At 68.0% G+C, this 12,452-nt stretch carries 10 protein-coding genes; 3 read left to right on the plus strand and 7 right to left on the minus strand.

The features are described from left to right. Window positions 1–54 precede the first annotated feature (54 nt). From M3C25_RS02485 to M3C25_RS02500, 4 genes are all read right to left on the minus strand, one after another. Window positions 55–2,901: an immunoglobulin-like domain-containing protein gene (locus M3C25_RS02485; RefSeq protein WP_259854877.1), complete on the minus strand. Its 2,847-nt coding sequence runs from the start codon at window positions 2,899–2,901 to the stop codon at window positions 55–57. Window positions 2,902–3,041: 140 nt separating this feature from the next. Then, window positions 3,042–3,830 (minus strand): ABC transporter permease, encoded by a 789-nt coding sequence (locus M3C25_RS02490; protein WP_102162321.1) that lies wholly within the window; start codon window positions 3,828–3,830, stop codon window positions 3,042–3,044. A 5-nt stretch (window positions 3,831–3,835) separates the two neighbouring features. Then, complete coding sequence (locus M3C25_RS02495; RefSeq protein ID WP_259854885.1) at window positions 3,836–5,413, minus strand: serine hydrolase domain-containing protein; 1,578 nt, start codon at window positions 5,411–5,413, stop codon at window positions 3,836–3,838. Further along, window positions 5,410–6,861 (minus strand): APC family permease, encoded by a 1,452-nt coding sequence (locus tag M3C25_RS02500; RefSeq protein ID WP_259854886.1) that lies wholly within the window; start codon window positions 6,859–6,861, stop codon window positions 5,410–5,412. Before M3C25_RS02500 ends, M3C25_RS02495 begins: the two co-directional genes overlap by 4 nt. A 246-nt stretch (window positions 6,862–7,107) precedes the next feature. On the opposite strand from M3C25_RS02500, the gene M3C25_RS02505 reads away from it, so the two are divergent. Next, window positions 7,108–8,319, plus strand: coding sequence for an aminotransferase-like domain-containing protein (locus tag M3C25_RS02505; RefSeq protein ID WP_259854887.1), 1,212 nt, complete (start codon window positions 7,108–7,110; stop codon window positions 8,317–8,319). A 25-nt stretch (window positions 8,320–8,344) separates the two neighbouring features. Here the strand turns inward: M3C25_RS02505 and M3C25_RS02510 are convergent, their stop codons facing one another. After that, on the minus strand, window positions 8,345–9,133 hold the full coding sequence (locus M3C25_RS02510; RefSeq protein ID WP_259854888.1) for an AraC family transcriptional regulator: 789 nt from the start codon (window positions 9,131–9,133) through the stop codon (window positions 8,345–8,347). An 89-nt stretch (window positions 9,134–9,222) separates the two neighbouring features. Here M3C25_RS02510 and M3C25_RS02515 point away from each other — a divergent pair, with 89 nt between their 5' ends. Both M3C25_RS02515 and M3C25_RS02520 read left to right on the plus strand, forming a co-directional pair. Further along, entirely contained in the window at window positions 9,223–9,729 is a 507-nt protein-coding gene (locus tag M3C25_RS02515; RefSeq protein WP_259854889.1) for a VOC family protein, read from the plus strand. A gap of 40 nt (window positions 9,730–9,769) precedes the next feature. Then, window positions 9,770–10,354 (plus strand): DUF3267 domain-containing protein, encoded by a 585-nt coding sequence (locus M3C25_RS02520; RefSeq protein WP_259854890.1) that lies wholly within the window; start codon window positions 9,770–9,772, stop codon window positions 10,352–10,354. Between the two features lie 39 nt (window positions 10,355–10,393). Here the strand turns inward: M3C25_RS02520 and M3C25_RS02525 are convergent, their stop codons facing one another. Continuing rightward, window positions 10,394–11,854: an L-serine ammonia-lyase gene (locus tag M3C25_RS02525; RefSeq protein ID WP_259854895.1), complete on the minus strand. Its 1,461-nt coding sequence runs from the start codon at window positions 11,852–11,854 to the stop codon at window positions 10,394–10,396. Window positions 11,855–12,006: 152 nt separating this feature from the next. Further along, the gene (gene gcvH / locus M3C25_RS02530) at window positions 12,007–12,405 is read right to left on the minus strand and encodes a glycine cleavage system protein GcvH (protein WP_207948747.1); all 399 of its coding nucleotides are present in this window, start codon (window positions 12,403–12,405) and stop codon (window positions 12,007–12,009) included. Window positions 12,406–12,452 lie beyond the last annotated feature (47 nt).

Here is a 12,452-nt window from a genome sequence, read left to right on the forward strand (position 1 = left end):
CGTGTCTGTCTGCCGTGGCTGAGCTTGTGACTCAGGCTGGTGGCTGACGGGTCATCAGCTCAGGTTCGTCCTGCGGCGGGCAAGGGCGAAGACGCCGGCGCCGAGTGCGACGAGGCCGCCGCCAGCGGCGAGCGCCCAGCCGATGTCGCTGCCGGTGCGCGGCAGCTCACGGCCGTCGGAGTCGCGGTCACGGTCGTCGCGCCTGTCGTCGCCGCCCCGGTCACCGCCGTCCTGGCCGTCATCGTCCTTGCCGTTGTCATCCCGGCCATCATCGTCGGATCCGTCGTCATCGCCGTCATCTGCGGCGACAACGGTGAACCGGCCGGTCAGATCGTCTCCGCCTTCGCAGCGGATGGTGACGTCGTAGCTGCCGACGTAGGCCTCCGGGGTCTCGGCGTTCTCGCCGTAGATGGCGAACGCGGCCGCACCGGTCTCATCGGCGGTCGCCGTGTCGGTGAACGCGGTGACGCCTGAGCCCTCCGGTTCGACGGTAACGGTTGCGGTGCTGCCGGACGTGCAGCCTCGGGCGACGATCTCGACGGCACCGTCCTTGACGAAGTCGGCGGCGGTGATCGTCTCCGGGGTGACGGTCAGCTCGCGCACGCTGTCAGTCGGGTCGTCACTCGGGTCGGTGGGATCTTCGCTCGGCTCGCTCGGATCGTCCGAGGGATCCGTCGGGTCGTCCGTCGGCTCACCGGTGGGATCGTCCGTCGGCTTCTCGGTCGGGTCGTCGCCGGCGGCCACGGTGATCGTGCGCGTGGCCTTGGCTTCATTGCCCGAGGAGTCGGTGACCGTGTAGCTCAGCTCGTAGTCTCCCGGGGTCGAGGTGTCGACCTCACCGGTGACGGTGATGTCGCTGACGGTCACGTCGCTGCAGGCGTCTGAGACCTCGACGCCGGCCATCGGATCGAAGTCGGCGCCGAGGCGCACGGTCGTGTCACCCGGGTGGGTGATCGTCGGGGCCGATTTGTCCTTGACGAGCTCGACCTTGTCGACCTGATCGCCGGTGTGGGTCATCGTCGTCGAGGTGATCGAGCATTCCTTGACGTCGACGTTGGTGAACTGCGGGGTGTAGTTCTGGCTGTTCGTGTACTTCCACGGCACCATTCCGTCCGGCACGAGCTCGTAGTACTTCGATCCCGAGGAGGAGTTCGCGGTGATGTAGATGACCTGGCCGTCCTTGGGGTGGACGATGTCGTGGCCGTCGTCTGGGTTGGTGTCCGGGGTTGCCGCGTATTCGGCTGCTGCGCCTGCACCGTCGCCTTCGGGCAGCACCGGTGTGGTGCCGTCCATGAGGTGGGTGCGGGTGTAGCTGTGGTCGTGTCCGGCGAGCACGAGGTCGATGTCGAGGTCCTTGACGATCGGCGCGATGCCCTCGCGCAGGCCCTTGGTCGTCAGCGACTGCGAGTGTGTGGCACCGGAGGAGAAGATCGAGCGGTGGAACGTCAGCACCGTCCAGTGGGTGTCGTGGGACTGCTCGGCGATGATCTGCTCAAGGTAGGCGCGGTAGTCGTCGTAGCGGCCGCGGTCCTCGGTGCTGATGTTGAGGTGCAGGACGCCGTTGTACTTGAACCAGTAGGTGCCCTTGCTCGGGTCGCTGTCCCACATGTTCGGCTGGTGGAAGTGCTGGCCGTACAGTTCCTGGATCTTCGTGCGGTTGTAGTCGTGGTTGCCCAAGGTCTGTGCTGAGGCCTGGGTGCGCATCTGCTTCGGGTCCAGGTAGGCGCGGTATTCGCCGGCGTCACCGGCGTAGGTCTGCACCTGGTCGCCGGCGGAGTACATGAACTGGGCGTTCGGGTACATCTCGTTGGCCGCATCGAGGGTGGCCTGCCAGCCGGCGCGGTCCTTCTCAACGTTGCCCGAGGCGCCGATCTGGGCGTCGCCCATGAACGTGAACTCGTGTTCAAGCGTGTTCTCATAGACGCGGAACTGCTCGATGTCGGTCCAGCCGCCGGCTTCGGAACCGACCCGGTAGGAGTAGGTGCCCGGCTTGAGCCCGGTCAGGGTGGCGTGGACGTACTCCTCGCCGGCGACTGCGCTGGTGCCGCGGGTGACCGGGGCGACGCTCTGCGCGTCGGCGGGCATCTCGGTGTGCTCACCGGGCGCGAACTGCACGGACTCATCGACACCGGAGGTGGTGAACCAGGAGATGTAGCGTTCGCTGGGGTCGGAGCCGATGCCCAGCAGCAGCGAGTGGTGCACCGGCTTCTCCTCCGGTGCTCTCAGGCTCAGGTCGGCGACGTCGAGGTAGATGTCGGAGCTGGTGGCCCGGCCCTGGTGGAGCTGGACGGCGATGGTGTTCTCACCGGTGGTGAGCACATCGGCGTCGACGTCGATGCGGCCGGTCTTCGGTGCCGAGGAGTTCGAGCCGCCGTAGACGAGGTTGCGTCCCTCGCCGTCGGCCGGGTAGTCGATGCCTCCGTCGTCGAAGCCTGCGATCTTCTCACCGTTGACGAAGACCGCTGCGGCGTCGTCGTAGCGCACCGAGCCCGTCAGCTGCTTGTCGCCTTCGAGGTCAGCGGCGTCGACGTCGATGGTGGTGCGGAAGAAGAACGCCTCGTGGTTCTCAACGGTGCCGTCCTTGTACTGGGTAAGCAGGTTGTCCGGGGTGTGCCCGCCGGAGAGTGCCTTCTTCTCCCCGCGCAGGGCGCCGAAACTGCCGGCAGCGGTCTGCCAGGCGGTGTCGTCGAAGTCTGCGGCGGTCCAGTCGGTGCGGCCGGGAAGCCCATCGGCGGGGTCGGTGCCGTCATCGAGATAGCGCCATTCGGTGGTGCCGCTGGTGATGAGCTCGGTGTCGGGGGCGGCTGCAGACGGGACTGCGGTCGCGGCGACACCGGCGCTGGCCAGGGCCAGGGACAGCAGTCCACCGCAGGCTGCGCGGAGGGTTGTCAGTCGGATCATGTCTCTCATTTCGACTCAAGAGGCGTGCATTCGCTGGTGGGTGCTCGAAAAGCACCGTCTCGAGCCTGCTCGGCACGAACGAACTCTGAGTGAACACCGGATGGAAACCGATAGAAAGCTGAAAACCCCAGGTCAGAGGGTCAGCTACGGGTTGCTGAGTGGGCCTGGTTGCGGTTGGCCATCCGGCGCACGGTGTCGGCCGGCAGCATGAGTGTCGGGGCCAGGGTGAAGGCGACGATGGTGGCCCCGACGGCACCGGCGGCCATGATGCCGGCGAGCACGACGATCTGGAAGCGGCCGGCCTCCAGGGGGCTGACGCCGCCGAAGATCGCGCCGACGAATGCGCCGGGCAGGGTGACGAGGCCGGTGGTCTTCGTCTGGTCGGTTGAGGGGATGAGTGCTTCGCGGACGGCTTCGCGGGCGATATCAAGGGTGGCCTGCCGGGGTGTGGCACCCAGTGCGAGCCAGCCTTCGACTTCCGGGAACCGGCCGGCGGTGCTCTGGGCGGTGCGGCGGCCGGCGAGGGTGACGGCGGTCATCGCGTTGCCGATGACGATGCCGCCGATTGCCAGCGCATACCGGGCTGATGGTTCGAGTGCACCGGTGAGGAAGATGACGGCCAAGGTGATGGCCACGCCTGCGGCCATCGCTCCTGCGACGATCCCGAAGCGGGTGAGCGTCCAGCCGATGCGCCGGGTGGCGGTGACGGCGGCGACGCTGAACATGACGGCAAGGGCCACGGCGACCCAGCGAGGATCGGTGATGACGCCGGCGAGGATAAAGCTGATCGCTGCCAGCTGCAGTGCGCCGCGGAACACTGCGACACCGGCGGCCCAGCGGTGGCGGACACCGGCAAGCGTCAGCACCGTGACCGCGACGGCGAGCAGCACGAGGACTGCGGTGATAGTCGGCCACAGCTGCTCGATCATCGGCGTCAGTTCCCGCCCGCGCGGGTCAGCTTCTGTGGTTGCGGCAGGGCGGTGACGGTGAGCTTCTGGATCTCACCGGCAGGGTTGAGCATCATCTCCACACGCCGGCCATGGGCGGTTCCCGGTCCGCCTTCTGCCCAGACTTCCCAGCGGGCTGACAGTGCGGTCAGCCACTCGACCTCAGCGGTGGTGCCATCAGCGACTGGGGTGCCGACGTGGTCGCGGATGCGCTGCCATGCTGTGAGCCGTTCGGCACGCGGCATGTCGAGGTCCATGTTGGAGGAGAAGATGCGCTCGGCCTCAGCATCGTCGCCGGTGGCGATCATCGTCTCGGCTTGCAGCTGGCGGGTGCGGGCCAGTTCCGAGGCGGTGAAGCTGGTGATCGGTGTGACCGGGATGCTGACCGGCTGGGTGTCTGGTGCAGCTGAGCCGCTGGCCTTCTGTGCTGGGGTCAGCGGCACCGGCTGGGCGGCCGGCCACAGGTGTGAGTCTGGTTCGTGGTCGCGCTGGATGGCGAGCGCGGTGTTGAGTGCGCGGGTGGCGACGGCTTCGGCGGGAAAGTAGGTGAGGTTGGCCAGCACGATGACGCCGGCACCAGTGGCGGCGTGCCAGCGCATGTGCAGCCCGAAGCCGGGGTAACCGCCCGAGTGTCCAGCCATGTGCCCGTAGCGGGTGTCGAAGGAGCAGCGCAGCCCGTAGCCGTAGCCGATCGAGACGGCGTGCTCGTCACCGTGCTGGATGCTGATAGGCCGCTGGGTCTGCTGGAGATCGGCCAGCACCCGCCGCCAGGCACGGGCTTCCGCCTCGGTGCGCCCGAGGGCGCGGCAGGCATCGCCAGGCTCGGTCGAGGTCACCGCGTCGATGAGCGCTGCCACCCAGACGGCGACGTCGTCGACGGTCGAGGCGAGCCCGCCGATGGCCGAAAACGCTCCGGGCAGGCTGATCGGCTGCGCTTCGAGCTCCCCGTCGCTGGTGCGCCGGTAGCCAGTGACGAGCCGGTCGACATCGAGCCGCCGGACGTCGAACCCGGTCGAGGTCAATCCGAGAGGCGCGAGCAGGTGGAGGTGGACGACCTCGGTGAAGGCATGCCCGGTGGCGGCTTCGACGAAGGCGCCGAGCATCGCGTAGCCGTAGTTGGCGTACTCGTACCCGGCCCCGGCCGGGAAGTTCGCCAGTGCCTCCCCCTGCATGAGCCGCTGCATCTGGGAGATCGGCATCGATTCGAGCCGGTCGGCCCATGGGTCGTCTGTGGGCAGACCGGTCGACATCGTCAGCGCATCGCGGATCGTCATCTCCGCAGCCCACTCACCGGCGCTCAGAGCCGGCAGCCAGTCGGCAAGCAGGTCATCGAGACTGGGTCTGCGGCCGATGACCGGGATGAGCCCGCGGCAGATGCCCAGCACCGCCGCGGCGGTGAAGGACTTCGTCATCGACGCGATCCGGTAGATCCGATCGGTGCCCTGTCCGGCTGCCAGCTGGCCGTCAGAGACGATGCCGTAAGACACCTCGGGAACGGATGCGGCGGCGGCCTCGTCCACCACCACCTCGCGGGCGGCGGTGAGTGCGTTGTCGGTCAGTCTCATGTGTTCTCTCCGCGGCGTTGCTGGGCGGCGATCTCGTGGCGGTGCAGGTGGTCGTAGGAGTCGCCGAGGATGGCGTGCAAGCCCTCGGTGCGGTCGATCTGCTTGGCTCGGGCGACGGCGTACAGCACGGTGCCGATGGCGAACCAGACGCCGAGGATGATGTACTCGGCCGGCCACACGAGAGACGAGCTGGTGCCGGGTACGATCGCCCAGATGATGACGAGGAGTGCGCCGATGCCGCCGATGGCGGGCAGGAAGCCGAGCCGGGTGCGGTAGGGGCGTTCGAGTTCGGGGTAGCGGCGCGGGGTGAGGTACTTGGCGAGGACGACCATGAACCACACGATGCCGAGGTAGACGCCGCCGGTGTCGAGGAACCACACGACCGCGCCGGGTCCGAGCCACCCGAGGCCGAGCGTGATGGCGGCGGTGGCGATGAGGGCCTTGTGCGGGGTGCCGCGGCGATCGTGGATGTCGGCCAGCTGCGGGGGCAGCAGGTGGGCGCGACCCATCGCGACCATGATGCGGGAGCTGGCGACGAAGAGGCCGAGGAAGCTGGTGAGGAGTCCGAGGAAGGCGATGAGGTAGGCGCCGGCACCGAGCAGCGGGAACCCGGCTTCGCGGAACGCCGCGACGGTGCCGAGGTCCATCTGGGCGACATCCTCCCATGGCAGCACCCAGGCGGTGGCGGCGAGCACGAGGCAGTAGAAGGTGCCGGCGGTCAGCACGGTGAGCACGACGGTGCGGCCGACCTTGCGGGCGGAGATCTTGGCGTCCTCGGCGAGCACGGCGACGAGTCCGAACCCGGCGAGGAAGGTCATGCCGGGGATGATGAAGCGCAGCGTGTCGGAGACCGGGGCTGAGTCGGGATAGTAGGCGGGGAAGAAGTTCTGCGGTGAGCCGGTGGAGAATCCGACGACGACGAGCGCTGCGCCGATGATGACGATGGCGGCGAACATCGCCAGCTGCACCTGGGCGCCGATCTCGATGCCGAACCAGTTGAGTGCGAAGAACAGCGCAGTGAGCGCGATGCCGACGAGCAGCACCGGCAGGTACACGGTCTCGTCGTTGATGGTGTAGAGCGGGATGGTGTTGAAGACAGGGAAGAAGTTGCCGAGCAGGAACCCGAAGGCGGTGACGTAGAAGGCGAGCGAGGAGACGTAGGCGCCCAGCAGCATCCAGCCGGTGAAGAACGCCGCCCCGCGGCCCATCGAGGTGTAGGAGTAGACCACCTCGCCGCCGGCGCGCGGGAACGTCGTCGTCAGCTCCGAGTACGCCAGCGCCACGCATGCGGCGAGCAGCACGCCTGCCGCCAGGCCGAAGACGACTCCGCCGGCGCCGTATTCGCCGAACAGCGTCGAGTTCGTGTAGATCCAGCTTGTGCCGACCACACCTGCTACGCCGAATGCGAGCAGCTGCAGCGTGCCGAGGGATTTCTTCAGCTCTGCCATCGCATCCTCACTGCCTCATGTCCTGCACCGATCGCCCCTGATCCGGGGTCTGCGCCTATCGTGCCACACACCACAGTCATCCCCGCGCACAGCCCTGTCACCAGCGACGCCACGCTCCCGCGGCCGGGCGCGGCGCATGCGTCAGGCGACAGTTTCCGCACTCTCTTTTTGGCGCTTGTCGACAGCCGCCGAAAAACCCTCCCAGAGGGGTCGTCACCCGCGGCTTCCCGGCTCTACGATGTCCCCATGACACCACTGCGCCACACCCTCAACCACCACGTCATGGCGGTGGGTGAGTCCCCCATCCGGCGGCTGTTCGAGATCGCCGCCGATCCCTCCATCATCAGCTTCGCCGGCGGTCATCCGGCACCTGAGCTCTTCGACGTCGACGGGCTCGCTGCGGCCTACGCCCATATCTTCGCCACCGACGGCCCGCGCGCTATGCAGTACGGTTCGACCGACGGTGAGCCGGAGATGCGCGAGGCCGCGGCCCGTCGCCTGCAGGAGGCGAATGTGCCGGCTTCCGCCGCCGAGGTGATGGTCACCTCGGGTTCACAGCAGGGGCTCGGGCTCGTGGCCCAGGCTCTGTTCAACCCCGGTGACGTCGTGCTCGTGGAGAACCCGACCTATATGTCGGCACTGCAGGCTTTCGCCGTCCAGGGTGTCGAGCTCAAAGCACTCGACGGCGATGAGGCCGGAATCGTGCCTGAGGCGCTGGCTGCGGCGATCGAGATGTGGAACCCGAAGGCCGTCTACCTCATTCCGACCTTCCAGAACCCGACCGGGATCTCCATGCCGGCCTCACGCCGGCAGCAGATCGCCGATGTGCTCGCCGACTCCGATGTCTGGCTCATCGAAGACGACCCGTATGCGGAGCTGCGCTTCACCGACGATGTGCTTACCCCGATCAGCGCCGATCCGCGGCTGGATGACCGGTCGCTGCTGCTCGGCAGCCTCTCGAAGGTCCTCTCCCCCGGCGTGCGCGTCGGCTGGATCCGCTGCCCGGATGAGGAGGCCCGCGAGCGGATCGGCGTGACGAAGCAGGCGACCGCGCTGCAGACCTCGACGATCGACCAGCTCGCCGCCGCCCACTACCTCCGCACGCACGATATGGAGGAGGTCCTCACCCCGGTGCGCGCGGAGTACAAGGCGCGGATGCTCACGCTAGTCGAGGAGCTGACGACGGTGCTGCCGGCAGGTTCGGTGATGAACCAGCCGGCCGGCGGGATGTTCGTCTGGGCCCGGCTGCCCGAGGGCTTCGACACCCAGGAGCTCGTCTTCGACGCTGCCCAGGCCGGAGTCCTCTACGTGCCCGGCCCGCCGTTCTACGTCTCCGACCCCGACCCGCGCACCCTGCGCTTCTCGTTCGTGTCCAACGGCGTCGAGGCCACCCGGGAGGGTGTGCGCCGGTTGGCGGCGGTGCTCGGCACCGAGAGCACGCTGGCCCAGCCGGCTTAGCCGCTCGCCTCCGCGTCTGCCCTGGTCAGGCGCCGCTGCCGAGGCGGTTCTCACCGCTGCCGAGGCGGCGGTAGGCTCCCGGCGTCTGTCCGGTGACGGCTTTGAAGTCACGCTGGAAATGCGCCTGGTCGGCGTAGCCGAGCGCTGCTGCGAGATCAGCTGATGTCTCTCCGGCGCGGATGCGCGCGGCGGCATCTTGCACGCGCCTGCGCCGGATGAGCCACGTCGGCGAATAGCCGAGCGTGTGGGCGACAAGGCGCTGCAGACGGCGCTGTCCGATCCCGGCTGCGGCGGCGAGCTGGCTGCTGGTGAGGATCGCTGGATCGGTCTCGACCCGGCCGACGATCGTGTTGAGCAGACGACCGTCCGCGTCGGGGGCCGGCAGGTGACGCTCGGCCCAGTCGATGAGCAGGTCGGCGGCCGAGCCTGCGGCGCTGTCGTCGGTCTCGGCGGACATGCAGGCACGGATCTGCTCACTCACGACCGCCATCTCGTCCGCAAGATCCGGGCCCCGGCGCAGCGCTGCCCCGCATGCCGGCTGGAGCAGCAGCCCGACAGCCCAGCCATCACCTGTCAGCTCCCGTCTCGACATCGCCGATTCGGGCGGGTGGAAACGGGTCTCGTGCGGTTCGACGACCAGGTTGCCGCCGGGGAACTCGATGACCTGCTGGGTCAGCGACTGCCCATCCGGAAGGGACCACCTGGGCGCCCACGCCCACCGCACCCGGTCAGCCACCGCCTCGGAAACGGGGCACCGCAGAAGCCTCAGTGTCTGCGGGGTCAGGTGCCCGCGCTCATCGATGCCTGCGCTCATACGCACATTCAACACCCGCCTGCAGCCTGTGGCGAGGTCTGTCGCGAATCTTCAAGACCGCAGCCGGCGGTCGACGCAACGATGAGTGCATGACTGCAGAAGCTTCGCCGGCTACCGGCGCACACACGACCAACGGCACCCCACACGGGTACACCTCGCTGACCCCGTTTATCGTCGTCACCGACGCAGCATCGGCGATCGACTTCTACACCCGCGTCTTCTCAGCCCGGCTCATCAGCCGCACGGATTCCCCTGACGGCAGCGTCCTGCACGCCGAACTCGATTTCGGCCAGGGCCGGCTGCAGCTAGCCGATGCGAACCCGGACTACGGGCTCGTGCTGCCTGAGAGCGGCGATGCGGTCAGCTCCTCGTTGTGCCTGTACTGCCCTGACGCCGATGCGGTCGTTGCCGCAGCCGAGGCGGCCGGTGCCACAGTGCGCGAACCGGTCGCCGATTTCGTCTCCGGGGACCGGTACGGTTCGCTCGTCGATCCGTTCGGCCGCCGCTGGGCGATCCTCACGCGCGTCGAAGACCTTTCCGATGAGGAGTCGGCCGCCCGCGTCGCCGAGTGGGCGCAGTCGATGGGCGCAGGCTGAGCCGTCGGCCGGTTCACCCTCTGGGCCCTATCATCATGGGATGAGAGCTCGGAACTCAGACGACCTCGAGGCACCGGGCAGACCTGCCCGGGAATGGATCCCCGGCCGCACAGCGGCGGCCCTCATCAACATCATCGGCGTGCTCGTCGCGCCGGCCGGTTTCGCGCTCTACTTCTTCCTGTGGGCGCACAGCCGGTCTGCCGGTGGCGGAAGCTTCGGCATAGTGCAGCTGCTGCTCGGGATCGTTGCAGCCTTGGCGCTCTTTGCTGTCCTGCTCGTCGCCCATGAGGCGATGCACGCCGTGGGGATGCGGGTCTTCGGCGCACGTCCGCAGGTCGGGCTCACGCGGATCGGCGGGAAGATCCCGGCTGTCTACTGCATCGCTCCCGGTGCCCGGTTCTCCAAACCCCAGTACCTGGCGATCGCACTGGCGCCGCTTGTCGTCATCGGCGGCGGGTGCGCGCTCGTCGTCGCGTTCGTCCCCTTCGGTGGCTGGCTGGTGCTGCCGGCAGCCGTGCATCTGGCCGGCTGCGTCGGCGACGTCGCTCTGGCTTTCACCGCCCTACGGCAACCGCCGGGAACCCTCATCGAGGAGCTCCCGGCGGGCCTGCAGTTCTCCAACTGAGCCGCAGCGCTGAGCTGAGCCACAGCGCTCAGCCGAGCCTCAGCACTCGACGACGTTGACGGCTAGGCCGCCGAGGGCCGTTTCCTTGTACTTGTGGCTCATGTCCTCACCGGTGGCCTTCATCGTCGCGATGACCTCGTCGAGGCTCACCCGGTGCTCGCCGTCGCCGAACATCGCCATCTTCGCCGCATTGATCGCCTTGCCGGCTGCGATCGCGTTGCGTTCGATGCACGGCACCTGGACGAGCCCGGCGATCGGGTCGCAGGTGAGTCCGAGGTTGTGCTCCATGGCGATCTCGGCGGCGTTCTCGACCTGTTCGGTGGTCCCGCCCATAATCTGGGCGAGCGCCCCGGCAGCCATCGAAGACGCTGATCCGACCTCACCTTGGCAGCCGACCTCAGCACCGGAGATCGACGCGTTCTCCTTGTACAGCACGCCGATCGCACCGGCGGTGAGCAGGAACTTCACGATCGCGTTCTCCCGTGCATTCGACGAGGCCGGGGCGTCGGCCACCTCGGGAACGTAGTTAAGCGCATAGTAGAGCACGGCCGGGACGATCCCGGCGGCCCCGTTGGTGGGGGCGGTGACGATCCGTCCGCCGGAGGCGTTCTCCTCGTTGACGGCCAGGGCGATGAGGTTGACCCACTCCTGGTAGAAGTGCGGGTCGCCGCTGGGGTCCTGCTCCTTGAGCTTGAGGTACCAGTCGTGGGCGCGGCGGCGGACTTTGAGACCGCCGGGCAGGTTGCCGGAGCGGTCGAGGGAGTTCATGACGCACTGGTCCATGACGCCGTAGATGTGCAGCAGCCCGCGGCGGATATCGGGCACCGAGCGGTGGACCTTCTCGTTCTCCAGCATGATCTCCCAGATCGCCAGCCCGGTCTCCTTGCTGATGCGCAGCAGGTCAGCACCGGTGCTGAACGGGTAGGGGATCTGCGGGCCCTCGTCGTGGGCGGCCGCAACGGCGGCGAGCTCATCGGCGGAGACGTCTGCGTCCTCGGGATGCTCCTTGCGCGCCTCGGCGATGAGCGCTTCCTCCTCGGACTGGCTGACGACGAAGCCGCCGCCGATCGAGAAGTACGTCTCCTCGGCGATGACCTCGCCGGCGGCGTCACGGGCAGCGAGTGTGAGGCCGTTGGTGTGGCGTTCGAGCACGGTCAGCGGGCGCTGGCGCATATCGTCGACGCTGAAGGCGATCTCCTTGCGGTCGCCGAGCAGCAGTCTGCCGGTCTCGTGCATCCGGGCGGTGCGTTCGTCGACCTCATTGGGTTCGACGGCTTCGGGCTGGCAGCCCTCTAGGCCGAGCAGGATCGCATCGAAGGTTCCGTGGCCGGCGCCGGTGGCGGCCAGGGAGCCGTAGACGTCGACATCGAGGGAGGCGACGTCGTCGATGCGCTCACCGATGAGCTCGACGAAGGTCGCCGCGGCTCGCATCGGCCCGACGGTGTGGGAGCTGGAGGGGCCGATTCCGACGGTGAACAGGTCGAAAACGCTGATCGCCATGGTGACACCAACTTTCGCTCAGGGTGGGCAGCGCTGCCCAGGAGTGGGGTTCCCGGCCGGTTGCCGGGCCGGCCGGACGCAGAGTGCGCGCTGGGCCGGGATGGGTGCCGCCGAGGTGGAGCGGCGGCACCCAGCCGATCAGAGGTGGCCGCTCAGATGTGGTTGGCCTCGGCATAGCCGGCCGCATCCATGACCTCGCCGAGCTCAGTGGCGTCGACTTCGAACAGCCAGCCCTCACCGTAGGGGTCGGAGTTGAGCAGCCCGGGGTTGTCATCGACGTTGTCGTTGACAGCGGTGACGGTGCCGGTGACCGGGCAGTACAGGTCGGAGACCGACTTGGTCGACTCGACCTCACCGCAGGTCTCACCGGCGGTGACGGTGTCACCGACGGCGGGCAGGTCGACGAAGACGACCTCGCCGAGGGCGTCGGCGGCGACAGCGGTGATGCCGATGCGCACGGTATTGCCGACGATCGCGTCAGCCGTGGCGTTGACCCATTCGTGTTCCTTCGAATAGGTGAAGTCCTGTGGCAGCGGAGGCAGTTCAGCCATGATGAGTTCCTTTCAGGTGGATGAGGTTGTGGCGGCAGTCAGGTGGT

Source organism: Brevibacterium luteolum (assembly GCF_025147615.1).
Lineage (GTDB): Bacteria > Actinomycetota > Actinomycetes > Actinomycetales > Brevibacteriaceae > Brevibacterium > Brevibacterium luteolum.

Coding starts and splice junctions, on each gene's coding strand:
- M3C25_RS02495 (WP_259854885.1), bottom strand. CDS start 5,413: ATGAGACTGACCGACAACGCACTCACCGCCGCCCGCGAGGTGGTGGTG.
- M3C25_RS02500 (WP_259854886.1), bottom strand. CDS start 6,861: ATGGCAGAGCTGAAGAAATCCCTCGGCACGCTGCAGCTGCTCGCATTC.
- M3C25_RS02485 (WP_259854877.1), bottom strand. CDS start 2,901: ATGATCCGACTGACAACCCTCCGCGCAGCCTGCGGTGGACTGCTGTCC.
- gcvH (WP_207948747.1), bottom strand. CDS start 12,405: ATGGCTGAACTGCCTCCGCTGCCACAGGACTTCACCTATTCGAAGGAA.
- M3C25_RS02505 (WP_259854887.1), top strand. CDS start 7,108: ATGACACCACTGCGCCACACCCTCAACCACCACGTCATGGCGGTGGGT.
- M3C25_RS02510 (WP_259854888.1), bottom strand. CDS start 9,133: ATGAGCGCAGGCATCGATGAGCGCGGGCACCTGACCCCGCAGACACTG.
- M3C25_RS02490 (WP_102162321.1), bottom strand. CDS start 3,830: ATGATCGAGCAGCTGTGGCCGACTATCACCGCAGTCCTCGTGCTGCTC.
- M3C25_RS02520 (WP_259854890.1), top strand. CDS start 9,770: ATGAGAGCTCGGAACTCAGACGACCTCGAGGCACCGGGCAGACCTGCC.
- M3C25_RS02515 (WP_259854889.1), top strand. CDS start 9,223: ATGACTGCAGAAGCTTCGCCGGCTACCGGCGCACACACGACCAACGGC.
- M3C25_RS02525 (WP_259854895.1), bottom strand. CDS start 11,854: ATGGCGATCAGCGTTTTCGACCTGTTCACCGTCGGAATCGGCCCCTCC.